Annotated in this window: 28 protein-coding genes and 1 riboswitch; of the genes, 15 read left to right on the forward strand and 13 right to left on the reverse strand. The window is 74.2% G+C overall.

Annotated elements, in window-relative coordinates; translation table 11 throughout:
- Positions 1-15 precede the first annotated feature (15 nt).
- Genes IE108_RS09575 through IE108_RS09595 form a run of 5 tightly spaced genes read right to left on the reverse strand, consistent with a single transcriptional unit; the run spans position 16 to position 5,462 of the window.
- Positions 16-855: a DUF1295 domain-containing protein gene (locus IE108_RS09575; RefSeq protein ID WP_064731265.1), complete on the reverse strand. Its 840-nt coding sequence runs from the start codon at positions 853-855 to the stop codon at positions 16-18.
- Positions 852-2,162 carry a class I SAM-dependent methyltransferase gene (locus IE108_RS09580; RefSeq protein WP_064731264.1) on the reverse strand — a complete coding sequence of 437 codons (1,311 nt, stop codon included), beginning with the start codon at positions 2,160-2,162 and terminating at the stop codon, positions 852-854. Before IE108_RS09580 ends, IE108_RS09575 begins: the two co-directional genes overlap by 4 nt.
- The gene (locus IE108_RS09585) at positions 2,159-3,445 is read right to left on the reverse strand and encodes an SAM-dependent methyltransferase (RefSeq protein ID WP_064731263.1); all 1,287 of its coding nucleotides are present in this window, start codon (positions 3,443-3,445) and stop codon (positions 2,159-2,161) included. The genes IE108_RS09580 and IE108_RS09585 overlap by 4 nt, the downstream gene beginning before the upstream one ends.
- Positions 3,442-4,185 (reverse strand): DUF1365 domain-containing protein, encoded by a 744-nt coding sequence (locus IE108_RS09590; RefSeq protein WP_064731262.1) that lies wholly within the window; start codon positions 4,183-4,185, stop codon positions 3,442-3,444. Before IE108_RS09590 ends, IE108_RS09585 begins: the two co-directional genes overlap by 4 nt.
- Positions 4,182-5,462, reverse strand: a complete 1,281-nt coding sequence (locus IE108_RS09595) for an NAD(P)/FAD-dependent oxidoreductase (protein WP_064731261.1) — start codon at positions 5,460-5,462, stop codon at positions 4,182-4,184. Before IE108_RS09595 ends, IE108_RS09590 begins: the two co-directional genes overlap by 4 nt.
- Before the next feature lie 351 nt (positions 5,463-5,813).
- On the opposite strand from IE108_RS09595, the gene IE108_RS09600 reads away from it, so the two are divergent.
- The 3 genes from IE108_RS09600 to IE108_RS09610 all read left to right on the forward strand — a co-directional run bounded on the left by IE108_RS09600 (position 5,814) and on the right by IE108_RS09610 (position 7,565).
- Positions 5,814-6,467 (forward strand): alpha/beta hydrolase, encoded by a 654-nt coding sequence (locus IE108_RS09600; protein WP_064731260.1) that lies wholly within the window; start codon positions 5,814-5,816, stop codon positions 6,465-6,467.
- 152 nt (positions 6,468-6,619) lie between these two features.
- Positions 6,620-6,889 carry a GlsB/YeaQ/YmgE family stress response membrane protein gene (locus IE108_RS09605; protein ID WP_064731259.1) on the forward strand — a complete coding sequence of 90 codons (270 nt, stop codon included), beginning with the start codon at positions 6,620-6,622 and terminating at the stop codon, positions 6,887-6,889.
- A gap of 91 nt (positions 6,890-6,980) precedes the next feature.
- Entirely contained in the window at positions 6,981-7,565 is a 585-nt protein-coding gene (locus IE108_RS09610; RefSeq protein WP_064731258.1) for a TerD family protein, read from the forward strand.
- A gap of 72 nt (positions 7,566-7,637) precedes the next feature.
- Here the strand turns inward: IE108_RS09610 and IE108_RS09615 are convergent, their stop codons facing one another.
- The 6 genes from IE108_RS09615 to IE108_RS09640 form a co-directional block, all read right to left on the reverse strand.
- On the reverse strand, positions 7,638-8,411 hold the full coding sequence (locus tag IE108_RS09615; RefSeq protein ID WP_064731257.1) for an ABC transporter ATP-binding protein: 774 nt from the start codon (positions 8,409-8,411) through the stop codon (positions 7,638-7,640).
- The gene (locus IE108_RS09620; RefSeq protein WP_064731256.1) at positions 8,408-9,475 is read right to left on the reverse strand and encodes a FecCD family ABC transporter permease; all 1,068 of its coding nucleotides are present in this window, start codon (positions 9,473-9,475) and stop codon (positions 8,408-8,410) included. The genes IE108_RS09615 and IE108_RS09620 overlap by 4 nt, the downstream gene beginning before the upstream one ends.
- Positions 9,472-10,479 (reverse strand): ABC transporter substrate-binding protein, encoded by a 1,008-nt coding sequence (locus tag IE108_RS09625; RefSeq protein WP_064732092.1) that lies wholly within the window; start codon positions 10,477-10,479, stop codon positions 9,472-9,474. Before IE108_RS09625 ends, IE108_RS09620 begins: the two co-directional genes overlap by 4 nt.
- Before the next feature lie 147 nt (positions 10,480-10,626).
- A riboswitch (cobalamin riboswitch) is annotated at positions 10,627-10,812 on the reverse strand.
- Positions 10,813-10,882: 70 nt separating this feature from the next.
- Positions 10,883-11,542, reverse strand: coding sequence for a fasciclin domain-containing protein (locus tag IE108_RS09630; protein ID WP_064731255.1), 660 nt, complete (start codon positions 11,540-11,542; stop codon positions 10,883-10,885).
- A 377-nt stretch (positions 11,543-11,919) separates the two neighbouring features.
- Positions 11,920-12,855, reverse strand: coding sequence for a M56 family metallopeptidase (locus IE108_RS09635; protein WP_064731254.1), 936 nt, complete (start codon positions 12,853-12,855; stop codon positions 11,920-11,922).
- A gap of 7 nt (positions 12,856-12,862) precedes the next feature.
- On the reverse strand, positions 12,863-13,246 hold the full coding sequence (locus IE108_RS09640; protein WP_064731253.1) for a BlaI/MecI/CopY family transcriptional regulator: 384 nt from the start codon (positions 13,244-13,246) through the stop codon (positions 12,863-12,865).
- Between the two features lie 129 nt (positions 13,247-13,375).
- Between IE108_RS09640 and IE108_RS09645 the strand changes: the two genes are divergently transcribed.
- Positions 13,376-13,951 (forward strand): TerD family protein, encoded by a 576-nt coding sequence (locus tag IE108_RS09645; RefSeq protein ID WP_064731252.1) that lies wholly within the window; start codon positions 13,376-13,378, stop codon positions 13,949-13,951.
- 16 nt (positions 13,952-13,967) lie between these two features.
- Here IE108_RS09645 and IE108_RS09650 read toward each other — a convergent pair whose 3' ends face one another.
- Together IE108_RS09650 and IE108_RS09655 are read right to left on the reverse strand one after the other, a co-directional pair.
- Positions 13,968-15,683, reverse strand: coding sequence for a tetratricopeptide repeat protein (locus IE108_RS09650; RefSeq protein ID WP_079163767.1), 1,716 nt, complete (start codon positions 15,681-15,683; stop codon positions 13,968-13,970).
- 83 nt (positions 15,684-15,766) lie between these two features.
- Positions 15,767-17,956 (reverse strand): DUF1996 domain-containing protein, encoded by a 2,190-nt coding sequence (locus IE108_RS09655; RefSeq protein WP_189397603.1) that lies wholly within the window; start codon positions 17,954-17,956, stop codon positions 15,767-15,769.
- Between the two features lie 219 nt (positions 17,957-18,175).
- Here IE108_RS09655 and IE108_RS09660 point away from each other — a divergent pair, with 219 nt between their 5' ends.
- From IE108_RS09660 to IE108_RS09710, 11 genes are all read left to right on the forward strand, one after another.
- Positions 18,176-18,832 (forward strand): class I SAM-dependent methyltransferase, encoded by a 657-nt coding sequence (locus IE108_RS09660; protein ID WP_064731251.1) that lies wholly within the window; start codon positions 18,176-18,178, stop codon positions 18,830-18,832.
- Between the two features lie 95 nt (positions 18,833-18,927).
- Positions 18,928-19,245, forward strand: a complete 318-nt coding sequence (locus IE108_RS09665; RefSeq protein ID WP_064731250.1) for a gas vesicle protein GvpO — start codon at positions 18,928-18,930, stop codon at positions 19,243-19,245.
- Positions 19,246-19,281: 36 nt separating this feature from the next.
- Positions 19,282-19,809 (forward strand): gas vesicle structural protein GvpA, encoded by a 528-nt coding sequence (locus IE108_RS09670; protein ID WP_064731249.1) that lies wholly within the window; start codon positions 19,282-19,284, stop codon positions 19,807-19,809.
- Entirely contained in the window at positions 19,806-20,570 is a 765-nt protein-coding gene (locus tag IE108_RS09675) for a GvpL/GvpF family gas vesicle protein (protein WP_064731248.1), read from the forward strand. The genes IE108_RS09670 and IE108_RS09675 overlap by 4 nt, the downstream gene beginning before the upstream one ends.
- A 4-nt stretch (positions 20,571-20,574) precedes the next feature.
- Entirely contained in the window at positions 20,575-20,853 is a 279-nt protein-coding gene (locus IE108_RS09680) for a gas vesicle protein GvpG (protein ID WP_064731247.1), read from the forward strand.
- On the forward strand, positions 20,850-21,548 hold the full coding sequence (locus IE108_RS09685) for a hypothetical protein (protein ID WP_064731246.1): 699 nt from the start codon (positions 20,850-20,852) through the stop codon (positions 21,546-21,548). The genes IE108_RS09680 and IE108_RS09685 overlap by 4 nt, the downstream gene beginning before the upstream one ends.
- The gene (locus tag IE108_RS09690; protein ID WP_064731245.1) at positions 21,545-22,453 is read left to right on the forward strand and encodes an SRPBCC family protein; all 909 of its coding nucleotides are present in this window, start codon (positions 21,545-21,547) and stop codon (positions 22,451-22,453) included. Before IE108_RS09685 ends, IE108_RS09690 begins: the two co-directional genes overlap by 4 nt.
- Positions 22,454-22,471: 18 nt before the next feature.
- Positions 22,472-22,840 carry a gas vesicle protein gene (locus IE108_RS09695; protein WP_064731244.1) on the forward strand — a complete coding sequence of 123 codons (369 nt, stop codon included), beginning with the start codon at positions 22,472-22,474 and terminating at the stop codon, positions 22,838-22,840.
- Positions 22,837-23,709, forward strand: coding sequence for a GvpL/GvpF family gas vesicle protein (locus IE108_RS09700; protein WP_064731243.1), 873 nt, complete (start codon positions 22,837-22,839; stop codon positions 23,707-23,709). The genes IE108_RS09695 and IE108_RS09700 overlap by 4 nt, the downstream gene beginning before the upstream one ends.
- A 35-nt stretch (positions 23,710-23,744) precedes the next feature.
- The gene (locus tag IE108_RS09705; protein WP_064732090.1) at positions 23,745-23,954 is read left to right on the forward strand and encodes a gas vesicle protein; all 210 of its coding nucleotides are present in this window, start codon (positions 23,745-23,747) and stop codon (positions 23,952-23,954) included.
- Positions 23,951-24,244, forward strand: a complete 294-nt coding sequence (locus IE108_RS09710; protein WP_064731242.1) for a gas vesicle protein K — start codon at positions 23,951-23,953, stop codon at positions 24,242-24,244. Before IE108_RS09705 ends, IE108_RS09710 begins: the two co-directional genes overlap by 4 nt.
- Positions 24,245-24,311 lie beyond the last annotated feature (67 nt).

Below are 24,311 nucleotides of genomic sequence, written 5' to 3' on the forward strand. Positions count from 1 at the left end.
CCGCCCGCACGGCCCTCAGGCACCACCGCCGCCCGCGCGCCGCGGCCGCCGGCGCGGCGGGCGCGGGAAGAAGCCGCTGGTGCGGTCCGCGTACGCGGACCAGCCCGGGCGGTCGGCCATGCGCCGTTCCAGCAGCCGCTTGCCGCTGCCGCCGATCAGCAGGTACGTCATGACCAGCGGGGAGACGACCGAGACGGCGGCGGCCGCGGTGCCCGCGTCGCAGGCGACCAGGAACAGCCCCCACCAGACGAGGAAGTCGCCGAAGTAGTTGGGGTGCCGGGTCCAGCTCCACAGGCCGCGGTCCATGATGCGGCCCTGGTGGGCGGGGTCGGCCTTGAACCGGGCGAGCTGCGCGTCGCCGACGGCCTCGAACACCAGCCCGGCCGCCCAGACCGCGGTGCCGGTCCAGGCGAGGAGGGTGACCGGGCCGGAGCCGTAGGCGGCCGCCTGGACGGGCAGTGACACCAGCCATACGAGGGCGCCCTGGAGCAGGTAGACCATGCGCAGGGCGTACAGGTTCCGGTTGCCGGGTGCCTTGGCCAGCATGGCGTCGTAGCGCGGGTCCTCGCCGTGGCCGCGGCCGCGGCGCCCGATGTGCACGGCGAGCCGCAGCCCCCACACCACGGTCAGGACGGTGACCAGCACCTGGCGGACCGGGTCCCCCTCCCCCGCCGCTGCCGCCACCGCCGACGTGACCACGGCGACGGCGGCGAAGCCCACGCCCCAGGCCGCGTCCACGACCCGGTGCACGCCCTTGCGCACCGCGACCGCGAAGGTGACCAGCATGACGGCGAACGCGGCCGCCGCCGCCCAGCCGAGGCCGGCGCCGAACGCGCCCCACGGGAGGCCGCTCACGACGCGTCCAGCCGCTCGTACCACCGCGCCGGCGTGGCGGGCATCCCGCTGACACCCTCGGCGGTCGGCCGTACGGCGAGGATCTGGTCGACGCCCATCCGCCGCTGTTCGAAGGCGAGCGCGCCGCCCACCAGGTACAGCCGCCACACCCGCGCGGTCTCCTCGCCGACGAGGGCGGTGAACTCGTCCCAGCGCTCCTCCAGGGTGCGCTCCCACGCGGCGACGGTCAGGACGTAGTGCTCGCGCAGGGACTCGGTGTGGCGCACCTCGAGTCCCGCGTCCTCCAGCAGCTGGACGGTCTCGCCCAGGGGCCGCATGTGCATGTCGGGGGCGATGTAGGCCTCGATGAAGGCGCCGCCGCCCGGGGCGTTGCGCCCGCGCGACATCTGCTGCACCAGGACGCGTCCCCCGGGCCGCACCCTGCGGTGCAGCGAGGCGGCGAACGCCGGGTACTCGGCGTCTCCCACGTGCTCGCCCATCTCGATGCTGGAGACGGCGTCGTAGTCGCCGCCGGTGATGTCGCGGTAGTCCTGGTTGACGACCTCCACCCGGTCCTCCAGGCCGCGCTCGCGCACCTGTTCGCGAACGTGGGCGGCCTGCTCCACGGCCAGGGTGACGGCGGTGACCCGCGCCTTGTGGTGTTCGGCCGCGTGCAGGGTGAGCGAGCCCCAGCCGCAGCCGATGTCGAGCAGCCGGGCGCCTGCGGTGAGGCCCAGTTTGCGGCAGACCAGCTCCAGTTTGGCCCGCTGCGCGGCGGCCGCGTCGGCGTCGGTGTGCTCCTCGGTCCACAGGCCGCACGAGTACGCCATGGTGTCGTCGAGGAGGAGGCGGTAGAAGTCGTTGGAGAGGTCGTAGTGGTGGCTGATCGCCGCGCGGTCGCGGGACTTGGTGTGCAGGCCGCCGCGGAGCCGGGCCTGGGTGGCGGGTACCGGCGGGCGGGGGCCGACGGCTCCGAGGCGGACGGCCGTGGCGGCGGCGCGGGCCCGGTCGGTGAGGCCGGGGCGGGGCGGGTGCAGGCGGCGTTCGCGTGCGGCGGCCCACATCCGGCGCAGGCCGTCGGCCAGGTCGCCGTCCACGTCGAGTTCGCCGGTGACGTAGGCCTGGGCCAGGCCGAGTTCGCCGGGCTGCCAGAGCAGGCGGCGCAGGGCGCGCCGGGAGCGTACGACGACCACGGGGCCGTCGGCGGGGCCGGTCTCGGTGCCGTCCCAGGCACGCAGCCGGACGGGGAGCGGGCCGCCGAGCGCGTCCTCGACGAGGGCGGCGAGCCGGTGGGCGGCGCCGGTCCGGGTGGTGCGGTCCGGGGTCATCGGGCGGTGCCCTCCTTGGTGAACAGGTACTGCTGGACGTCGAGGTAGGCGGCGCGGAAGCCGGCCTCGGAGTAGGCGAGGTAGAAGGTCCACAGGCGCCGGAAGGTCTCGTCGAACCCGAGGGCGCCGACCTCGGCGGCGCGTTCGGTGAACCGCTCCCGCCACAGCCGCAGCGTCTCGGCGTAGTGCGCGCCGAAGCCGTCGCGGCGGGCGACGTGCAGCCCGGTGTGGTCGCGGACCGTCGTCTCGATCGCCTCGGTGGAGGGGATCAGGCCGCCGGGAAAGACGTACTTCTGGATCCAGGTGTGGGTGGAGCGGGAGGCGGTCATGCGGGCGTGCGGCAGGGTGATGGCCTGGAGCGCGGCTCTGCCGCCCGGTGCGAGGCGGTCGTCGAGGGCACGGAAGTAGACCGGCCAGAACTCGGCGCCGACGGCCTCGATCATCTCGACGCTGACGACGGCGTCGTAGGTGCCCCTCTCCTCGCGGTAGTCCCGCAGTTCGACCCGTACGCGGTCGGAGAGTCCGGCCTCGCGGGCGCGCTCAAGGGCGCGGTCGCGCTGTTCGCGGGAGAGGGTGAGGGAGGTGACGTGGGCGCCGCGCGCGGCGGCGCGGAGGGCGAGTTCGCCCCAGCCGGTGCCGATCTCCAGGAGCCGGGTGCCGTCGTGGACCTCGGCGAGGTCGAGCAGCCGGTCGATCTTGCGCTGCTGGGCGGCGGCGAGGGACTCGCGGCGGGCCGGGAAGCCGAGGAAGACGGCCGAGGAGTAGCTGAGGGTCTCGTCAAGGAAGAGGGCGAACAGGTCGTTGGACAGGTCGTAGTGGCTGCTGATGTTGGACCGGGCGCCCTCGGGTGTGTTGCGCAGGGCGGCGGGCTGCCGCTGGTGCCACAGCCGGCGCAGCCGTTGCAGCGGGCGGGGCACCAGGTCCGCGGCGTTGGCGGCGAGCACGCCGAGGGCGCCGACCAGGTCGGGGGCGTCCCATTCGCCGGCCATGTAGGACTCGCCGAAGCCGATGAGGCCCTGGGCGCCGATCCGCGCGTGGAAGGCGTCGGGGTCGTGGACCTCCACCAGCGGCCCGCCCAGGCCGACGGTGTCGCCGCTGGCGAACCGCACCCGCAGCGGCAGCCGTCCGAGGGCCCGGCGGACCACGGCGGCGGCCGCCGCGCGGCGTATCCGGGTGGCCTGGGGCGGGGCGGCGACGTCGGGCCAGCGGTGCGGGTCCACGGGGGTGGAGCGGGCCGGGGTGACGCCGGCCGGGGCGGCGGGGCGGGGGTGGGTCGTGGTCATGTCGCTTTCTCCGTGGTGCGGTTGCTCGGGCGCGGCTGGACGGGCAGGCCGCGCAGGTAGAGGCGGACGCCGTGCCGGCGGATGCCCGCGGACACCGCCAGCGTGGACAGCGGGTGCCGCAGGGCGAGCCGCAGCAGGGCGGCGGGGGCGGCCTCCCGGCGGGTGCCCCGGACGGTGGCGGTGAACGGGGCGGAGCCCGGCCGGTCCAGTCGCACGGTCAGGTCGAGGCGGTCGCCGGGCAGTGGCAGCCGCATGCGGTACGCGCCGTCGACGGGGAAGAACGGCGAGACGTAGAAGTCCTTGCCGGTGTGGGCGACGCCCGCCTCGTCGGGGTGGAGCAGGTAGGCGTGGCGTTCGCCGTAGGTGTTGTGCACCTCGGCGACGACGCAGCGCGGGGCGCCGTCGGGGCCGTGGCACCAGTACAGGGTGAGCGGGTTGAAGACGTGACCGAGTACGCGGGCGTGCGCGAGCATGAGGACCCGGCCGCCCTCCAGGTCGACGCCGCGGGCGGCGAGGAAGCGGTCGAGGCCGGCGCGGAGCGTGGGGGCGTCGCCGGTGAAGTGGTCGCGGGCCCGGAAGCCGGCCAGGGGTCGCAGCGGGCGCGGCAGTACGGGGAGGCGGTCGAGGTCGACGAGCCACATGTAGGTGCGGTGCCGCAGCGTGTAGCGGATGGGGTCGGTGCGTACGTGGACGGTCTCGCAGGGGTAGAGGCCGGCCCGTGTCGTGGGGGCGCCCGTCACCAGGTCACTCCGAGGGCCGCGGCGGCCTCCACTCCGGAGCGGCAGCCGTCCTCGTGGAAGCCCCAGCCGTGGTAGGCGCCGGCGTAGGCGGTGACCGGGGTGCGCAGGCCGGGCAGCCGGCGCTGGGCGGCGACCGATTCGGGTGTGTAGACGGGGTGTTCGTAGGTCATGCGGGCCAGTACGCGGCCGGGGTCGACGCGGTCCTGGCCGCCGAGGGTGACGACGTAGGTGTCGGTGGCGTCGAGGCGTTGCAGGCGGTTCATGTCGTAGCTGACGCGGACCCGGTCGGCGCCCGCGTCGCAGGACGGCATGAGGTAGTTCCAGGAGGAGCGGGCGCCCGCGGCACGGGGCAGCAGGGTGGTGTCGGTGTGCAGGAGGGTGTCGTTGCGTGAGTAGCGGAACACGCCGAGGACCTCCTTCTCGTCGGGCGTCGCGTCGGACAGCAGCTCCAGGGCCTGGCCGGGGTGGACGGCCACGACGACGTGGTCGTAGGCCTCGGTGGTGCCGTCGGCGGCGGTCACGTCCGCGCCGTCCGGGTGCCGGGTCACGGAGTGGACCGGGGTGGCGGTGCGTACGTCGGGCAGGCGCTCGGCGATCCGGTCGACGTAGCTGCGGGAGCCGCCGGTGACCGTGCGCCACACCGGGGAGCCGCCGACGGCGAGCATGCCGTGGTGGTGCAGGAAGCGGAACAGGTAGGCCGCCGGGTAGCGCAGGGCGGTGACCGCGTCGCAGGACCAGACGGCGGAGACCACGGGGGTCATGAAGTGGGCGCGGAAGTACGCCGGGAACCGCTCCCGGTCGAGGAACTCGCCCAGGGTCAGCTCCTGTTCGTCCTCCGCTTCGAGCAGCCGGCGGGCGGCGCGGTGGAAGCGGGGCACCTGGGCGAGCATGCGCAGGTACGGTCCGCGCAGGGCGTTGCGGGGGCGGGCGAAGAGCCCGGCGGGGCCGCGGGCGCCGGCGTATTCGAGTCCGCACCCCTCGCACCGCACCGACATGCTCATCTCGGACTCCTGCGTGGCGACGCCCAGTTCGTCGAAGAGGCGCAGCAGGTTCGGGTAGGTGCGGCGGTTGTGCACGATGAATCCGGAGTCGACCCGGTGGATCCGGCCGTCGGCGGCGGCGAGTTCGTGGGTGTGGGCGTGGCCGCCGAGGCGGTCGTCGGCCTCGTAGAGGGTGACGCGGTGCTTGCGGCCCAGTACGTATGCGGCGGTCAGACCGGCGACGCCACTGCCGATGACGGCGGTGCGGCGTGCGGTCTCCCCTGACGCTCGCGGCATTTTCGCTACTCCTCCACCCCGTGGTGATCAACACTGGCGTGGGTAATCCGGAGCCGGGTCGCGAGCGGATTGGGGCAGGTTGCGGACCGTTGCCGGGCGAGCCGTCCGCGGGGCGCGCGGCAACGAGTCGAGAGGGGAGGAAACGGTGCGGGTGCGCCGGCGGCATCCGGGTTCGGCTGGGGCCGGGACGGGCGCGGGCTGTTGCTGGTCGACGCGCTCAGCACTCGCTGGGGGGACCGGCCCGGTTCGGGAGGGCACACTGTCTGGGCCGATCCGTGCCGACGGTCGACCCATCCGCGGGCGGCGCGGCAACGGATCACCGATGACGGGCGAGGCCAGGGGAGGCACCGGATGAGCGCGCGGAGCGGACCGCCGGAAGGGGCGCTGCTGGTGCGGCGCAGGCCGCGGCGGGCGGGAGCGGCGGTGCTGGTGCTGCACGGGGGGCGTGCGGAGAGCCGCCGGACCGCGCGGGCCTGGCACCTCGCGGCGCTGCGGATGCGCCCGTTCCTGCGTTCGCTGGACGCGGCCACCGACCGCGACGACGTGCTCCTGGGGCAGGTGCGCTACCGCAGCCGCGGCTGGAACGGCGCGGCCGAGGACCCGCTGCGGGACACCCGGCGGGCGCTCGCCGAGTTGCACGCCCTCGTCGGTGACGTGCCGGTGGTCCTGCTGGGGCACTCCATGGGCGGCCGGGCGGCCCTGCGCGCCGCGGAAGCCGCGCAGGTACGGGGCGTGGTGGCCCTCGCCCCGTGGGTTCCGCCCGGCGAGCCGGTCACCCATCTGCGGGACCGGCGGATCTTCGTGATGCATGGCGACCGCGACCGCGTCACCGACCCGGCGGAGTCCGCCGCGTACGTCTCCCGCGCCCGCACGGCGGGGGCCCGCGCGGATCTCCTCGTCGTCCCGGGCGGCGACCACGCGATGCTCCGCCGGCACGCCCACTGGCACCGCCGGGCGGCGACGGCGGTCGGGGACCTGCTGTCCTCCGCTCCGGCCGCACGGTGACGGCGGGCCCTCGGACCCGCACCGGGATCGGCGGCCGGATCGCCGTTCAGGGCGGCCTCCCGCCCCCCACCCGCACCTCTACACAGGTGTAGAGTTTAGTCTGCTCCCGGGATGACCGTCCCACGAACGGCACAGCAGTGGGGAGCACACGCATGGGTATCGTCGCCTGGCTTGTCCTGGGCCTGCTCGCCGGAGCGATCGCCAAGGCGATCCTGCCCGGCCGGGACCCGGGAGGCTGCGTGGGCACCACCCTGATCGGCATCGCGGGCGCCTTCCTGGGCGGCTGGCTGTCGTCCGAGTTCCTGGACCGCCCGGTGCGCCGGGAGTTCTTCGACGCCGCGACGTGGGGTTCCGCGGTCGTCGGCGCCCTCGTCCTGCTCGTCGGCTACCGCCTGCTGTTCGGCAACTCGCGGGACAGGTAGCCCGCACCCGCCCGGTGACCACCAGACCCGCATCGAGGGACGGCGGGGCGAAACCGTGCCTTGGGCACGCGTACGGAGGACGAGAACCAACATGATCACGCTGACCAAGGAAGACGGCCCGGCCGACCTCGACGGGGTGACCCATCTGACCATCGGCGTCTCCTGGGACCCGACCGCGGGCAGCAGCGGCGGGGTCCTCGGCAAGCTGCGCCGCAAGACCGGGACCGACCTGGACCTGATCGCCGTCGCCATGCAGGGCGGCGAGCCGGTACGCCTCGCGGGCCTGGACTCGCTGGATCCCATGGGCAACGGCTCGCTCGCGCACAGCGGCGACAACCAGACGGGACACGGTGACGGGGACGACGAGACGGTGACCGTGGAATTCGCCCGCCTCCCGTCGGCGATCACCTCGATCGTGTTCGTCGCCGCCGCCTACAAGAAGGGCAGTTCCTTCCAGAAGGCCCGCAACATCAGCTTCAAGGTCTACGACGCGACCGGCGGCACCACCCAGCAGGTCGCCGACATCTGGCCCAGCCTGCTGAGCCAGGACAACGGGTGCGCCGTCGCCAAGGCCGTACGGGTGGGCGGCGCCTGGAAGCTGGAGGTCGTCAACGAGACCGGGAAGATCAAGCAGGGCGACGAGCACGCGCTGATGCGGTTCGCGGTCAGCAAGTAGCTTCTCCGCGCGGGCACTTGCCCGGGTGCGGGCCGCCGCACCCGGGCGCCCCACCCGGACGACGGCGTGCCGCTAGCCCCGCAGTGTGCCCAGGAAGCGCACGTGCGGGCGTTCGTCGGGGCCGGTGCGGGTGATCTCGGCGTGGACGCCGTAGACCTCTGCCACCAGGTCGGCGGTCAGCACCTCGGCCGGTCCGCCGCGGGCCACGACGCGCCCCGCGGACAGGACGACGAGGTGGTCGCAGTACATCGCGGCGAGGTTGAGGTCGTGCAGGGCGACGACGCTGGTGACGGGCAGGGCGGCGACCAGGGCCAGCACGTCGAGCTGGTGCTGGATGTCCAGGTGGTTGGTGGGTTCGTCCAGCAGGAGTTCGCGGGGCTGCTGGGCGAGCGCGCGGGCGATCTGGACGCGCTGGCGCTCGCCGCCGGAGAGGGTGTGCCAGAGCCGGCCGGCCTGCCCGGTGAGACCGGTGCGCGCGAGGGCGTCCGCGACCGCCTCCTCGTCGGCCGCCGATTCCGGTGCCCAGGCGCGGCGGTGCGGGATCCGGCCGAGCCGGACGACATCGCGGACCGAGACCTCGACCAGCGTGTCCGCCTGCTGTTCGACGACCGCCACCCGCCGGGCGACCTCGCGGCGGCCCAGCCGGTCCAGCGGCCTGCCGTCCAGGGTGACCACGCCGGAGGTGGGGGTGAGCACGCCCGCCAGCAGACGCAGCAGGGTGGACTTGCCGGACCCGTTGGGGCCCAGCAGACCGGTCATCACCCCGGGCCGGAGGCCGAGTTCGACGCCGTCCAGGATTGGCCGGCCGCCCGCGGTGCGGGAGACCCGTTCGGCGTTCAGGGTCACCGTGCCCTCCGGGTGCGGTGGAGGACGAGGACGAAGGCGGGCACGCCGATCAGCGAGGTCACCACGCCCACCGGCACCTCCTTGGGCGCGAGGACGGTACGGGCCAGGGTGTCGACCCACACCAGGAACACGGCGCCGGCGAGGGCGCACAGCGGCAGGAGGCGTGCGTGCCCCGGTCCGGTGAGGGCTCGTACCGCGTGCGGCAGCACCAGCCCGACGAAGCCGATGGCTCCCGCCGAGGCGACGAGGGCCGCGGTGAGCAGGGCGGTGGCGCACAGCAGCACCAGCCGGGTGCGGGCCACGTGCACGCCGAGGGCCGACGCGGCGTCCTGCCCGAAGGCGAAGGCGTCCAGCGTCCTGCCGTGGCCGAGGCAGACGGCGAGGACCAGCACCAGGACCGCCGTGCCGGTCCCCACGTCCGTCCAGCCGGCCCCGCCGAGCGAGCCGAGCAGCCAGAACAGGACGCCGCGGGTGGTCTCGGCGTCGGCCGCGGTCATCACGACGAACGAGGTGAGCGAGGAGAAGAGCTGCATCGCCGCCACGCCCGCGAGGACCACCCGGTCCGGGGTGCCGCCGAGGCTGTGGCTGAGCAGCATCACCAGCGCGAAGGAGCCCACCGCGCCGAGGAACGCCCCGCCCGGCACGGACAGCGCGCCGCCGCCGACGCCGAGCACGACGACCAGGACGGCGCCGGTCGAGGCGCCGGAGGAGACGCCGAGCACGAAGGGGTCGGCCAGCGGGTTGCGCAGCAGGGACTGGAGGACGGCGCCGCACACGGCGAGCCCCGCGCCGCAGACCGCGGCGAGGAGCGTGCGGGGCAGCCGCAGGTCCCAGACGATGCCGTCGCGGATCGGGGTGACGTCCGCGGCGGCGGGATCTCCCCCGAGGTGGGCGACGATGACGGACCAGACGTCGGCGACGCCGATGTCCGCGGGTCCGACGGTGACGGCGACGGCCACGGAGGCGCCCAGGGCGAGGACCCCGGCCAGGGCCCACAGGAGAGGGGCGCGGCGGGCCGCGGCGCGTATGCCGGAGGCCGTCGCCGCCCGGCTCGCGGACGTCACTTGGCCAGGCCGTACTCGCGCAGCGCCGCCGCCACCTGCTCGACGCCCTCTACGGTGCGGATGGTGGGGTTCATGGCCTGCCCGCTGAGCAGGACGTAGCGCTTCTCGCGGACGGCGGTCATGTTCCGGGTGACGGGGTCGGACTCCAGGAACTCGATCTTCTTCGCGGCGGTCTCGGCCGTCTGGGACCTGCGGGTGAGGTCGCCGAGGACGAGGACGTCGGGGTCGCGGTCGGCGACGGTCTCCCAGCCGACCTGGGGCCACTCGTCGCGGGTGTCGTCCATGGCGTTCTTCGCGCCGACCGCGCGGGTCATCACGCCGGGGGCGCCGCAGCAGCCGGCCAGGTAGGGCGAGGTGGAGTTGGCGAACCAGTACATGAGGGTGGCGTCGGAGGCGTCGATGCCGGACGTGGCCCTGCGCACCCGGGACTTCAGCTCGGCCACCAGTTCCTCGCCGCGTTCCGCGACGTCGAACAGCCGGGCCAGGTCGCGGACTTCGCGGTAGACGGTGTCCATGGTGAAGGGCTCGCTGCGGGAGCCGTCGCCGTCGCCGCTGTTGTCCTTGCCGACGCAGTCGGACGGGGAGAGGTAGGCGGGTACGCCGAGTTCGGCGAACCGCTCGCGGGTGGCCACTCCCCCGGTGCCGAGGGTGGAGGCGAAGGAGGCGGCGACGAAGTCCGGTTCGGCGTCCAGGACCGTCTCGAAGGACGGCATGTCGTCGGCGAGCCGCGGCACACCGGCGTTCGCCTTCTCCAGCCCCTTCATCACCGGGTCGGTCCACGTCGCGGTGCCGGCCATGCGGTCGGCCAGGCCGAGGGAGAGCAGGATCTCGGTGGTGCCCTGGTTGAGGGAGACCGCCCGCCGGGGAGGCGCGGTGACCTCGACCTCGTGCCCGCAGTCGCGGACGGTGCGCGGATAGCCGACCGCCGAGTCGGGCGCGGCGGAGTCGCCGCCGCCGTCCTTCCCGGAGCCGCAGCCGGCCGCCAGCAGGACGCCGACGAGCAGGGGGACGGTGCCGCGGAGCGCGCGACGAGGGGCGAAGGGGCTTCGGCGGCCGACGGGGCGCGCGGCGGGAGGAGCGGCGGGCAAGGGGGATCCTCTGGCGTCGAGGGCTCGTACGCGAAGCCCGTTCGTACGGTGCGTCCCGCGCCGCGGGCGGCGCGGGTGCCAGCAGGTCTTCGGACTCGGGATCCACCGGACGGGACGCCTTCCCGGGCGGCGTCCGCCGCCCAGTGGCCCGTGTCCCGCCCGTCACCCTCACCGCTGCGCGTCAGTTCCGGATTCGCACCGGATTCCCTGACCCACCAGGTGGGTTCGACTGGCTTTCGCAAGCTACCACAGGGTCCGCACGCCGCCGGGGGGCGGGCAGCTGCCTCACCCGCCCCCGGCGCCGACGTGCCCGTCCACGTCAGCTCTTGGGCATCAGGACGCTGTCGATGATGTAGACGTTGGCGTTGGCGGTCTTGACGTTGCCGCAGACGACGTTGGCGGAGTCGTTGACCTTGTACGCCTCGTCCGAGCCCGACGTGGTGAGCTTGGACTTCTGGAGCGTGTCGAAGGAGCCGTTCTCCAGGTCCTTCGGGGCGAGCTTCTGGCCCACGACGTGGTAGGTCAGGATGTCGGTGAGCATCGCCTTGTCGTTGAGGACCTTGTCCAGGTCGGCCTTCGGGATCTTGGCGAAGGCGTCGTTGGTCGGGGCGAACACGGTGATGTTCTCGGCGTTGTTGAGGGTGTCGACCAGGCCGGCCTTCTTGACCGCCGTCACCAGCGTGGACAGGGCCGGGTTGTTCGACGCGGCGGTGGCGACCGGGTCCTTGGCCATGCCGTCGAACGAACCGGCGCCGTCCTTCGGCACGGTGGAGCAGGCCGGGCCGAACGGCTCGTCGGAGCCGGCCATGCCGCCTGAGGTGTCCTCGGACTGCTCGTCGGTGGCCGCCGGGGCCGAGGACTGGGCCTGCGCCGAGTCCGAGGAGCCGCTGTCGCCGTCGTCGGAACACGCGGCCAGCGACAGGGGCAGGACGGCGGCCGCGACGACGGCGACGGCGGAGCGGCGGATACGGGCGTTCATGGAATCTCCCTGGAAAACGGCAGCACTGAGTCAGCGCTGGTGCGAAGAGTGGTACTCGTCAAGGTGAAGCGGTGGTCCGCCCGGCGGGCGGTCCCCCTAGGCGGTGGCCGGCCGGCCCGGATCCGGGGCTGGTCGCCGGACCGCCGGTCCGGGGTGGGCGTGAGGAGACCGGGCCACCCCGCGTATGGCGGGCAGGGAACGCGGGCGGGCGGTCCGCTGTCGGTGTGGTCTCGGTTCTTCCCTCACACGGGGAATCCGGAGCCGGCCGGGTTCCGGATTGGCCGATCACCCGATCGAGTGAGGAAGTTTCCAGGAAACGTCTCTGACCAGGGACTTCAGGGGCTCTTCCCGGTGATCTCCGTCGACGTGACGGTCGCTCAGAGCGGGGTCGCGGCCCGCAGGATGAGGAACATGGTGACGGCGGCGTTGGCCGATGACATGGCCGACACGGCCGTTCCGGCGGCCGCGGCCCAGGCGGCCAGGCCCACCGAGGTGAACACCGACGGCCAGGTGCGGACGGCCGGCGCGGGACCCAGCAGGGCGGCCACCCGGCGCGGCACGGGGCCGGGCGCCGCGAGACCCGCCAGGGTGGCGACCGGGGTGCCGCGGGAGACCAGGGCCGCCTTGCCGATCGCGGTCGCCACGGCGCGACGGTCGCCGACGGTCTTCGCGGCCTCCTCGTCCGCCCAGCGTTCGGCGGTGTAGGCGACCGCGGTCCGCAGGGGGCGCAGGAAGGGGTTGGCCAGCGCGGCGAGCCGGACCGCCAGCAGGAAGCGGTGGTGGCGGGCGGCGAGGTGGGCCCGCTCGTGGGCGAACAGGGCGCGCCGCTCCGCCGGTTCGAGGCAGTCGAGCAGCGCGGTGGTGACCACCACCCGGTCCCGGCGCCCGCCGCCGGGCAGCGCGTACGCGTAGGGCACGTCGTCCGGCAGCACGGCCACCGCGGTACCGGGGAGCCCGGCCAGGGCGCGGTGCGCGCGGCGGCGTACCCGGCCGTGCCGCCACAGGGCCCGGGCCGAGACCAGGACCACGGCGCAGAGCGCGGGGATGGCGGCCTTGCCGACGACCTCGTCGTACGGCACCGCCGCCCGCACCTCGGGGTCGGACCAGCCGTCGGGCAGGGGGTTGCCGGGCAGTTGCGCGGTGCCGACCACCATGACCAGCGCCAGGCACACCGTGCTGCACAGCGCCATGACGGCGGCGACGGCGGTGAGCAGCCTGGTCGCGGTGCGCGGGTGCAGGCGCTGCTCGGCCAGGCGGGCGACGGGCCAGGCCGTCAGGGGCAGGACCAGCGGCAGGAAGACGAAGACCCCCATGGCGGTGTCAGCCGTCCTCCGCGCCGCGCGCCTGTCCGAGCAGGTCGCGCAGGAGCCGCTCGTCGTCCGGGTCGAGGCCGGTGACGAAGCTGGCGAGCACCGCCTCCCGGTCGCTCTCGGCGTCCAGCACCTTGCGCATCCGGCGGGCGGCCAGACCGGCCTGGTCCGCGGGCGTCCAGGCGAAGGAGCGGCCCGCCCGCTCGCGGGTGACCGCGCCCTTCTCCAGCAGGCGGGTGAGGATCGTGATCACCGTGGTGTACGCGAGGCCGCCGCCCAGGCGCTCCTGCACCCAGCCGGCCGTCGCGGGGCCCTCCGCCTCGCGCAGCGCCGCCAGTACCAGCGCCTCCAGCTCGCCCTGGCCCCGTCGCCTCGCCCGCCGGTGATCCGTCACGCGCCGCCTCCTTCCACCGCTGTGCGCCCTTCGCGGAGGCCATCGTATAGAAGGCCGTTTTCTACAGTGTTGTAGATTGACCGCTCGATCGAAGGTGGACACCCAGTCGGCACGACGAAGGAGAACACAGTGGGAGTTTCCCTGGCCAAGGGCGGCAACGTCTCGCTCAGCAAGGAGGCGCCCGGCCTGACCGCCGTGCTGGTCGGTCTGGGCTGGGACGTGCGCACCACGACCGGCACCGACTACGACCTGGACGCCTCGGCGCTGCTCCTGGACGCCTCGGGCAAGGTGCTCTCTGACGGGCACTTCGTCTTCTACAACAACCTCACCAGCCCGGACGGCTCGGTCGAGCACACCGGCGACAACCTCACCGGGGAGGGCGAGGGCGACGACGAGGCGGTCAAGGTGAACCTCGTCGCCGTCCCCGCGGAGGTGGACCGGATCGTCTTCCCGGTCTCCATCCACGACGCGGAGAACCGCGGCCAGAGCTTCGGCCAGGTCCGCAACGCCTTCATCCGGGTGGTCAACCAGGCGGGCGGCCAGGAGATCGCCCGCTACGACCTGTCCGAGGACGCCTCGACCGAGACCGCCATGGTCTTCGGCGAGCTGTACCGGCACGGTGCCGAGTGGAAGTTCCGGGCCGTCGGCCAGGGGTACGCCTCCGGGCTCGCGGGCATCGCCGCGGACTTCGGCGTCAACGTCTGATCCGGGCCCGGACCGGTCACCGGTCCGCGCCGCAGCAGCCGGGGCCGTCGGCGCCGGACCGGCCGGCGGCCGTCCCGGCGACGGTGGGCGCGGTGTCGAGACGGCAGTAGCAGGACGCCTCCACCGGTACGTCGGCCAGCGCGGTGGCGAGTCTCAGCTGCCGCGCCACGATCCGCGCCTCCCCCGGCCGGTCCAGCCGCACCAGGCACTCGTGCAGGCCGTGCAGCGCCCAGACGTTGCCCGGGTGCTGGAGGGGGCGGGGCAGGGTGTCGTCGAGGCCCAGGTCGGCCCGGTAGACCGCCTCGGCCTCGGCGACCCGGCCCTGCTCCAGGAGGAGGGCGCCGTACGCGTGCCGGGTGGGCTGCATCCAGCCCCACGGCTCGTCGTAGGGGAGGGAGTCGTCCAGCGCGATCGAGCGCTCCAGAGCGGCGAAGGCGGCCGCGTAGTCGCCCTTGCGGTACTCCAGTTCGCCGTCGAGCATGGCCGAGGCGATGGCGAGGATGTCGGCGCAGGTGTTGTTGAACAGCATGCGGGTGTCGGGCACCCGGGCGACGGCGTCGCGGAAGAGGACGCGTTCGGCCTCCGCCTCGGCGGTCCGGCCGGTGGCCGACAGCGCGACGCCGCGGGCGTAGTGCAGCATCGCGGTGCTCACGCAGTACAGGTCCGGGTCGGCGGGCATCGGCAGGGCGAGGGCGTCGGCCCAGCGGCCGAAGCGGATCAGCACGTGCACCCGCATCGCCAGGAAGCCCTCCAGCCAGTCGGCCATGGGCGGGCTCTGCACGCGCAGCAGCTCCTCGGGGACGGACGCCTCCAGTGCGGCGGCGGTGTCGAGGGCGACCCGGTACTGGCCGAGGAACATCGCCCCGTAGATCCGGAAGTGGTAGTCGTGCATCCGGTAGAGGGTGTAGAAGTTCATCGCCCCCGCCCGCGCGCGGTACTTCTCGTCGGCGGCGATGGCGGCGCTGTTGTCCGACACCACCCGCCGGTAGTCGCCGCACAGCACTTCGAGGTGCGACGGCATGTGCAGGAGGTGGCCCGCGTCGGGGACCAGCCCGCGCAGCCGGTCGGCGACGGAGAGGGCCGCCTCCGGGGTCGCCGACATCTCCATCAGGTGCACGTAGAGGTGCAGGACGCCGGGGTGGTCGAGTCCTCCCTCGGCGGCCAGGGCACGGTCGAGGACGTCCTTCGCCGCCAGGGTGCGGGCGCCCTCGGCGGGCAGGCCCGTGCGCAGGTCCCACAGCTGCCAGGGCGTCAGGTTCATGAGGGCGTCGGCGTAGAGGGTGGCGACGTCGAGGTCGTCCGGGGCGAGTTCGTGGACGGCGCGCATGCTGTCCGCGTACGGCGCGTTCCAGACCGAGCAGTCCTCGACGGCGCTCGCCTGCGGGTAGCGAGCGCGCAGGGCGCCGATGAGGGCGCGTTCGACGGGGGTGGCGCGGGCCGCCTTCTCGTGGGCGAGTTCGACGGCGGCGTGGGTGCGGTCGACGGCCCGGGTCAGCTCCTCGGCGTCGAAGGCGTCCCAGGGCTTGTTGTAGTTGGGGCCGAGGGCGTAGGCGATGCCCCACTGGGCCATGGCGCAGTCCGGGTCGGCCGCCGCGGCTGCCTCGAAGCAGGCCACGGCCTCCTCGTGGTTGAAGGCGTACGTCCACACCAGCCCGCGGTCGAACCACCGCTGGGCCTCGGGCGACGAGGTGGTCACGGGACGGCCGTGGACGCCGAGGTCGTAGTACTCCATGCAGGGACGTATACCGCACCGCGGGACGGGCGGGCGGGAAAAGGACCCGCCCGCCCGCCGTCACACCGGTGCCGGGCTCCGCGTCAGAGCGCGCGCCGCCTGGAGCGGACCAGCAGGACACAGCCGCCGGCGAAGAGGACGCCGCCGGCCGCGGCGGGCCACAGGCCGAGACCGGAGCCGGTCTCGGCGAGTCCGCCCTGCGCCTGCGGCCGGGGTGCGGAGCCGCCGGCGGCCTCGGTGGCCTCGGGCGCGGCCACCGCGCTGCTCACGTCGCCGGGCGCGTCGGCCGGTGTCGTCGCGGCCTTGGGCGCGGCGCTCGGGGAGGCGTCGCCGTCCTGGCCGCCGGCCGGGGGTGCGGACTGCTCCGCGCCGTTCCCGCCGGCGTCCTGTCCGCCGTCCTGACCCTGGCCCTGCTCCTGCTCGTCCTTCTGGCCGTCGTCCTGGCCCGGGGCCTTTCCGTCGTCGCCGCCGTTCTGGCCGCCCTTGCCGCCGTCGCCGTTCTGGCCGCCGTCCACCGGTGCCGAGGCCGTGGCGGTCTGCTCGGCCGGGGGCGCGGTCGGCTCCTCGCCCTGCCCGTCTCCCGGCTGCTCCTCGCCCTGCCCGTCGTCCGGCGCCTCGGTGGCACCCGGGTCCTCACCCTGGCCGGGGTCCTCACCCTGGCCCGGGTCCTCGCCCTCGCCCTCGCCCTCGCCCTCGCCCGGGTCGGAGCCCGGCGGACGCGTGCCGTCACCGCATTCGCGGCCGGAGTTGATGCAGTCGGTCATCTCCCGCATCAGGTCCTCGTCGAAGACGTTGATGAAGTCGCTGTGGTCGGTGACCGGCTTGTGCAGCTGCTCCGGGAAGGAGTCCACCGCGAACAGCGGCACGGTCCGGCCGCCGTCCTGGAGGCTCGGCGCGTCCACGTCGTACACGACCCGCTGGACCAGGCGCGGAATGGGCTTGAAGCCCTCCGGGCAGCTGCCGTCGGCGGTCGCGAAGGCCATGTGGGTGCGGTGGTTGGCGCTGTCGATGTTGCGGCCGTCCCAGCAGCTCTGGAACGTGAAGGTGCGCACCACGTCGCTGCCGGAGGGGCAGAGCGGGTACTTGTCCTTCAGCTGCCGGTCCTCGAAGCCGGTGCAGCTCCAGGAGGCGTTCGCGTTGGCGTTGCCGTTGACGAACGCCTTCGCGTCGCCGGTGATGATGCGCAGCAGCCGCGGCATCTCCGCGACCTCGCCGCGCTCGTTGCCGACGAAGGTGAGCGTGACCTCGGCCGGCGTGACGATCTCGCCGGCGTTGCCCTCGATGCCGCCGCCGGGCGACTGGGCGTCCTGCTCGGCGGTGCCGTTCTGGAGGCGGATGACGGGCCAGTAGTACGAGGACTTGTCACCCTGGTCCGCGCAGCTGGTCTCGGCGGCGGCCAGGTCCTCGTCGCTGGAGAAGGCGTTGCTGTCCTGGTTGCCGACGTAGTCGTGGAAGTGGTGGGCGCCGTTGCCGACGCCGGGGGCGGCGATCAGGTTGTCCGAGTTGAACAGACCCTCGGCGTTGACACCGCAGCTGGTGGTGAAGGAGCCGTTCGAGGCGGCCTTCTGGCGGGGCGCCTTCGCGACGTTCGGTGCGACGGACTTGATGTCGGCGTAGTCGGCCGCCACCGGGCCGTTGCCCGCCTGCCCGCCGTTTCCGGCCGCGTCGCCCTCGCCCTCCTGCTGCTCCTGTCCCTCCTGCCCCTCTTCCTGCTCCTGCCCCTGATCCCCGCCCTGCTGCTCCTGCTCGTCCGGGCTGCCGCTCCGCGTCTGGTCGGATGCGACCTCGGTGCGGCGCAGCGCGCACGCCGCCAGGGTGTCCAGGCCCTCGGGGCGGTCCCCGGCCTTCTCCATGGCGGCGGCGATCCGCTCGATGGTGGCCGCCCTGTCCCGCTTCAAGGGATCGAGGATGGCGGCCTCGTCGAGCGCGCCGTCGTCCGCGGTGCGGGCGGCTTCCTGGAGTTGGCGGTAGGCGGTCGCGATCTGGCCGTCGAGCTGGGCCAGTTCGGTGTCGACCTCCGGCCGCGCCGGCTCCGGCACCGCGGTCAGCCGCTCGGTGAGGTCGGGGCAGTCGACGGTGGCCGCGATTCCGGAACTGCCCAGGGGCACGGCGGTGCCGGGTTCGGTCGCGGAGGCGAAGACGTTCACGGCCACCAGGCCGCCGCCCCCCAGTATCAGCGCGACCGCTCCGAAGGTCGCGCGCCGCGCCCCGGTCGGGCGTCTGCGCCTGTTGTGTCCCAAGGCGTGCTCCTGTGTCGTGACGGACTCGGGCATGGAATGCCCCCGGCTCCATACGGAAGACGGGGCCGCGGCGTTCAGCCGTCCCGGTGATTCTCAGGAATCCCTCACCTCACGGGTGCGCGACGATCACCCGCGCGGGGCTCGGAGGTGGGCCGTCCGCCCGGGCCGTCGCCCGGCGGAGTCCTTGTCGGAGCGTCGCCCGCGGTGGAACGATGCCGGGGGCACCGGCTCAGCGCACCGAAGGGACCCGTCGTGACCGACGACCAGCACCGGCCGCACCCGGCCGCCGCGTTCGACGCGCTCGGCGCCGAGTACGAGAAGGCGTTCGCCGGGTCGCGGACGCACCGGCATTCGCTGGAGTGGCTGCTCGGGCGGCTCGCGCCCGGCAGCAGGGTGCTGGACGTGGGCAGCGGCACCGGCCGCCCCACCGCCGAGACCCTCGCGGCCGCCGGCCACGACGTGCTGGGCGTCGACGTCTCCCCGGTCATGGTCGAACTGGCGGCCCGGCAGGTGCCGGGCGCCGCCTTCCGGTGCGCCGACATCCGCGAGGTACCGCTGGAGGAGGCCTCGTTCGACGCCGTCTGCGTGTACTTCTCGCTGCTCCAGCTGGACCGGCGGGAGCAGCGGGACCTCGTCGGGCGGCTGGCCCGGGTGGTGCGGCCGGGCGGCCACCTGGTGCTGGCGACCGTGCCGCTGGACGTGGCGGACGCCGACGCCACCTTCATGGGGCAGCCCGTGCGGGTCTCCAGCTTCACCGGGCAGGCCCTCACCGCGTTGACGGAGGAGGCCGGTCTGGAGGTGCTGGAGGAGGAGGCGACGCTGTTCACCCCCGCCCATCCGGACGCCCGGCCGGAGCCGCACCTCTTCCTGCACTGCCGGCGCCCGCTCGCCACCGCGCCGGACGCCTGACCGGCCCGCGCCGCGACCGGCGGCGCTCCCCCGGGCAGCCCCGGATGGGGTAACCCCGCACGCGCACGCCGAGTCCCGCGGCCAGAGTGGGCTGCATGACAGAGCCTGGCGAGCGGCGACGCGGCACGACCTCCACCCGCACCCGCGAACGTCCCGTGCGCGGGGCGCGGGAGGCGGCCCGGCGTGCCGCGGACGCGCTGTCCGAGCTGATCCGGCACCGCCTCGAGGGCGTCTCCGCGGTGTGCCGCAGCAAGGACGAGGGCTGGATCGTCAACGTGGACGTGCTGGAAGTGGCGCGCATCCCCGACACCACCAGTCTGCTCGCCACCTACGAGGTCGAGCTGGATCCCTCGGGCGATCTCGTGCAGTACCGCAGGATCGCGCGCTACCGGCGCGGTGCCCAGGACCAGTGAGCCGGCCGTGAGGCGTGTACCCGGAAGGACCTCCGCATGATCACGTACGACGACGAGGTGGTCTGCGCGCCCCGCGCCGGCACCCTTTACGACGTCCTCGAACTCATCCTCGACCGCGGCATGGTGATCGATGTCTTCGTGCGCGTCTCGCTGGTCGGCATCGAGATCCTCAAGGTGGACGCGCGGATCGTGGTGGCGAGTGTCGACACCTACCTGCGGTTCGCCGAGGCCTGCAACCGGCTGGACCTGGAGCACGACGTCCGCTCCAAGACCGTCCCCGAGATGTTCGGCAGCCCGGTCGCCAAGTCCGTCGGCAAGGCGGGCGCCAAGCGTACGGCGCGCTCCCTGACCGACAAGGTGCGGGACGTGCTCGCGCCGGACGACGACTCGGACGACGCGGATGACGCGGACGACACGGACGAGCTCCCCCGCGGGCGCTCGGCACGCGGCCGGGGCGAGGAGCGCTCCGAGCGGCCCCGCGGCCGCTCGTCCGGGCGGTCCCGTGCCGAGGAGGACCGCCCGCGTGACCGGCCCCGCCGCCGCCCCCGCCGGGAGGACGCATGACCGCGCCCGCCACCACCGGCGCCCCCGGGACCGCGGTGAAGTCGCTCTACGTCTACGGCATCACGCCGGCCGGGATCCGGGCCCCCCGCTCCCCCGGTGTCGACGGCGCCCGGGTACGCCTGCTGACCGGCTCCGGGCTGTGTGCCGCGGTGTCGGACGCGCCCGCTCGGCTCCTGCCCCGGCGCCGCGACCTGCTCGCCCACCAAGCGGTGCTGGACGAACTGGCGGCGCAGGGGCCGCTGCTGCCCATGCGATTCGCCGTCCTGAGCCCACGCGCCGACACACTGCTTACCCAACTGCGTTCCGACGTCGACCACTTGCAGCGGCAGCTCGCCGAGGTACGGGGGTGCGTCGAACTCAACGTCAAGGGGACGGTGGTGCCCGGCCACTTCGCCGACCTGGTACGCCGGGACGACAGTCTGCGGACGCTGGCGCTGCGGACCCGGCGCCGGCCGGACTACGAGGCCAACGTCCGGCTGGGCGAGGCGCTCGCCCTCGGGGTGCGCCGGGAGGCCCGGCGAGCCGCGCGGGAGGTCCTGGACCGGCTGACGCCGCTGGCGGTGCGCGCGGCCGGCGGCACGACCGACGAGCAGCAGGTGCTCAGCACGTCGTTCCTGGTCCGCGCGGAGGACGAAGGACGCTTCCGGAAGGCGGTGGACGCGGGCGCCCGCGCCGTCGGGGGCCGGCTGGCCCTCAGCGTGACCGGCCCCCTGCCCTGCTACAGCTTCGTCGAAGCGCGTCCCGCGCCGGCCGGGCGGTGACCCGGTGGGCATCGTGAGCGGTCTCCTGCTGCTGCCCCTGGCGCCGGTGCGCGGCACGGCGTGGATCGCCGACCACCTGCTCCAGGAGGCCCGGCGCCAGGCCCACGACCCGCGTGCCGTCCAGGCACGGCTGGCCGCGCTGAACCGTGCCCTGGACGAAGGCGCCATCGACGAGGCGGCCTTCGAACGGGAGGAGGAGCGCCTGCTGGCCCTCCTGGAACGTCCGGCCCGCCCGGGCCGCCGTACGACAACCACGGACCGAGCGCAGGGAAGGCACGCATGAACGACAACAGGACGGCCCTCGCGGCGGCCATCGCCGGCGGATACCTCCTGGGGCGCACGAAGAAGGCCAAGCTCGCCTTCGCGGTCGGCTCCTACCTCGCGGGACGGCGCTTCGGCCTGTCGCCCGGCGACCTGCTGTCCCAGGGGCTGAGCGGGCTCCAGCAGACGCCGCAGGTGCGGGAGCTCGCCGAGCAGGTGCGCGGCGAGCTGCTGACCGCCGGCCGCACGGCCGCCACCGCGGCGGCGAACCGGCGCCTCACCGGCCTGGCGGACGTCCTCCGGGACCGTACCGAGGCGCTCACCGGCGAGTCCCTGCGGGACGACGACCAGGACGAGTACGAGGACGACGAGTACGAGGACGACGAGTACGAGGACGACGAGTACGGGGACGACCGGGACGAGGACGCCCGGGACGAGGACGACTACTTCGACGAGGAGGAGCGGGAGGAGGACCGCGAGCCCGCGCCACGCCGTCGCACCGCCAAGAAGGCGCCGCCGCGCAAGTCCGCGGCCCCCGCCGGGAAGCCGGCCCGGAAGGCCGCTCCCGCTAAGAAGGCGACGAAGAAGGCGACGGGGAAGACGGCCAAGAAGGCGGCGAAGAGCCCGGCCAAGAAGGCCGCCAAGAAGACCGCCAAGAAGGCCGCTCCCGCGAAGAAGACCGCGAGCTCGCGCAGGCGGGGAGGTGAGCGCGGATGACCCCCGACCGGCAGGACAAGGACACCCCGTCCCCGCTGGGCAACCTCAAGGACGCCCTCGGCGGGTACCTCTCCGCCTCGGGGCACAGCCTCGTCGGCAAGGCGGGGGAACGCATCGGAGGCCTCACGGACCGCCTGACCGCGTCCGCCGACGGCAACGGCGACGGCAACGGCAACGGCAACGGCGGCTCCAAGGGCGGGGGCTCCTCCAAGAGCGGCGCCGGCAGTGTCAAGGCCACGCACATCATGGAGGTCGTCGACATCGGCGTCCCCCTGCGCACCGTCTACGACCAGTGGACCCAGCTCCAGGAGTTCAGCGACTTCACCAAGGGAGTCCGCAGCGTCAACTCCGAGGACGAGGTGACCAGCAACTGGAACGTCAAGGTCGGCCCGTCCAGCCGCAGTTGGAAGGCGACCGTCCTGGAGCAGGTCCCCGACGAGCGGATCGTGTGGACCTCCGAGGGCGCCAAGGGGAGCACCCGCGGTGTGATCACCTTCCACGAACTGGCTCCCCGGCTGACCCGCGTGGTGGTCGTCGTCGAGTACTACCCGGCGGGCTTCTTCGAGAAGACGGGCAACCTCTGGCGGGCCCAGGGGCGCCGGCTGCGGCTGGACCTCAAGCACTTCGCCCGGCACGTGACGCTGACGGACGAGGAGGAGATCGAGGGCTGGCGCGGCGAGATCCGTGACGGCGAGGTCGTCCGCACCCACGAGGAGGCCATGGAGGAGGAGGCCGCGGACGACCGGGACGACGACGACTACGAAGACGACGAAGACGACGACTACGAGGACTATGAGGACGAGGACGGTGACTACGACGAAGACGACGACGAGGACGAGGACGACGAGGACAGTGACTACGACGACGAGCACGAGGACGACCGCCGTGCCCGCCGGCGCCGCTGACCTCGCGGGGAGCGTGTCGTGACCGACCTCGACCACCGGTACGCGGACCCGGACGGCCTCGCCTACGGACCCGCCGCGGGCAGCCTCGCCGACCTCCTCGAACGCGTCCTCGACAAGGGCGTCGTCATCGCGGGGGACATCAAGATCGACCTCCTCGACATCGAACTGCTCACCATCCGGCTGCGGCTCTTCATCGCCTCGGTGGACACCGCCAAGAAGGCGGGCATCGACTGGTGGGAGACCGACCCGGCGCTGTCGTCCCGGGCCGCGCGGGACTCCCTCGCCGACGAGAACGCCCGCCTGCGGGCCCGGCTCGACGCCCTGGAGTCCTCGCTGGAGGGCGACTCGGCGGACGCCGTCGAGGAGACGTCGGGGGCCGCCCGGTGAGCGCCGCCGAGCGGGCCGAGCCGGGCCTCGTCTGCGCCTTCGCCGTCACCCGCACGCCGCCCGGCCCCACCGCTCTGGCGTCGGTGCCGGGGCACGAGGAGGGCGGTCCGCTGCGCGTGCTCGACGCCGGCGGTCTGTACGTCGTCGTGCAGGACGTCCCCGAGACGCTGTTCGGCGAGCAGGCCCTGGCGGAGCGCCTCAACCGGCCCGCCGACCTGGAACGCTGCGCCCGTGCCCACCACCGCGCGGTCGAGGCCGCGGCGGGAACGGGCGGGCCGAGGGCGGGAGCGGCCGCAGGGGCCGCGGTCGTCCCGCTGCCGATGGCGACGCTCTACCGCGGCGACCGTTCGGCGCTGCGGGCCGTCGACGAGCGGCGGCCGGTGCTGGAGGCACTGCTCGACCGCCTGCGCGACCGCACCGAGTGGGCGGTGAAGGTGCACGCCGCCGAGGGATCGGTCGACGCCGCACCCGGCCCGCCCGCCGGTCCCGAAGGCTCCGGCTCCGGCGGGCGCGCGTACCTCAGCCGTGCCAGCGCCCGGCGACGGGACCGGCAGGAGGCGCACGGGAAGGCGCGGACCGAGGCGGAGGCGATCGACGCGGAGCTGCGCCGCCACGCCGTCGCCGCGACCCGGCACCGTCCGCAGAGCGAGCGGCTCACGGGCCGCCGCACCCCGCAGCTCCTCAACGCCGCCTACCTGGTGGAGAACGCGGACCGCGACGCCTTCACCCGCGCCCTGGCCGCCCTCACCGCCGAGGGCGGCCGTCCGTCCGTGCGCGCGGACGCGTCGGGGCCGTGGATCCCGTACTCCTTCGCGCGCTGGGACGAGGAGCCGGTCCCGGAGACCGGCCGCCGGGAGGTCCCCGCGTGAGCGTCGTGGACACCCGTACGCCGGGCCCGGCGCCCGTGCCGTGGGACGGCCCGGAGCCGTACGCGCCGGCCGGGGTGCCCCTCGTCGACCTGCTCGACCGGGTGCTGGCCACCGGGGTCGTGGTCAGCGGGGACCTGGTGCTGGCCATCGCGGACGTGCCGCTGGTGCGGATCTCGCTGCACGCGCTGCTGTCGTCGGTGAGCGAGCGGATGCCCGCTCCCTGGCCGGACAGCGGACCGTTGTGAGCGCGCCCCGGGCACACGCCGTCGACCTGGACCCCGAGCGGGTCACGAACGACCTGGCCGCCCTCGTGCTCACCGTCGTCGAGCTGCTGCGCCAGCTCATGGAACGGCAGGCCGTGCGCCGGTTCGACGAGGGCACCCTGAGCGAGGCGCAGGAGGACCGGCTCGGCACGGCGCTCATGCTGCTGGACGAGCGCATGGACGACCTGTGCGCCCAGCACGGGCTGAGCCGGTCCGACCTCAACCTCGACCTGGGACCACTGGGACCGCTCCTGGCGGACCCCGAGCCGTAGCTCCCCTCCGGCCGGAAGCCCGGACCACCCGGCACGAGCGATCGCTATGATGACCGTGAATCGCTCA

This window comes from Streptomyces parvulus (assembly GCF_014648855.1).
Classification (GTDB): Bacteria; Actinomycetota; Actinomycetes; order Streptomycetales; family Streptomycetaceae; genus Streptomyces; species Streptomyces parvulus.

Bases quoted from the DNA above. Each gene is read 5' to 3' on its own strand.
- IE108_RS09630 (WP_064731255.1), bottom strand. From the start codon at position 11,542: ATGAACGCCCGTATCCGCCGCTCCGCCGTCGCCGTCGTCGCGGCCGCC.
- IE108_RS09675 (WP_064731248.1), top strand. From the start codon at position 19,806: ATGACCGCGCCCGCCACCACCGGCGCCCCCGGGACCGCGGTGAAGTCG.
- IE108_RS09610 (WP_064731258.1), top strand. From the start codon at position 6,981: ATGATCACGCTGACCAAGGAAGACGGCCCGGCCGACCTCGACGGGGTG.
- IE108_RS09600 (WP_064731260.1), top strand. From the start codon at position 5,814: ATGAGCGCGCGGAGCGGACCGCCGGAAGGGGCGCTGCTGGTGCGGCGC.
- IE108_RS09635 (WP_064731254.1), bottom strand. From the start codon at position 12,855: ATGGGGGTCTTCGTCTTCCTGCCGCTGGTCCTGCCCCTGACGGCCTGG.
- IE108_RS09605 (WP_064731259.1), top strand. From the start codon at position 6,620: ATGGGTATCGTCGCCTGGCTTGTCCTGGGCCTGCTCGCCGGAGCGATC.
- IE108_RS09595 (WP_064731261.1), bottom strand. From the start codon at position 5,462: ATGCCGCGAGCGTCAGGGGAGACCGCACGCCGCACCGCCGTCATCGGC.
- IE108_RS09585 (WP_064731263.1), bottom strand. From the start codon at position 3,445: ATGACCACGACCCACCCCCGCCCCGCCGCCCCGGCCGGCGTCACCCCG.
- IE108_RS09580 (WP_064731264.1), bottom strand. From the start codon at position 2,162: ATGACCCCGGACCGCACCACCCGGACCGGCGCCGCCCACCGGCTCGCC.
- IE108_RS09665 (WP_064731250.1), top strand. From the start codon at position 18,928: ATGACAGAGCCTGGCGAGCGGCGACGCGGCACGACCTCCACCCGCACC.
- IE108_RS09690 (WP_064731245.1), top strand. From the start codon at position 21,545: ATGACCCCCGACCGGCAGGACAAGGACACCCCGTCCCCGCTGGGCAAC.
- IE108_RS09655 (WP_189397603.1), bottom strand. From the start codon at position 17,956: ATGCCCGAGTCCGTCACGACACAGGAGCACGCCTTGGGACACAACAGG.
- IE108_RS09670 (WP_064731249.1), top strand. From the start codon at position 19,282: ATGATCACGTACGACGACGAGGTGGTCTGCGCGCCCCGCGCCGGCACC.
- IE108_RS09650 (WP_079163767.1), bottom strand. From the start codon at position 15,683: ATGGAGTACTACGACCTCGGCGTCCACGGCCGTCCCGTGACCACCTCG.
- IE108_RS09685 (WP_064731246.1), top strand. From the start codon at position 20,850: ATGAACGACAACAGGACGGCCCTCGCGGCGGCCATCGCCGGCGGATAC.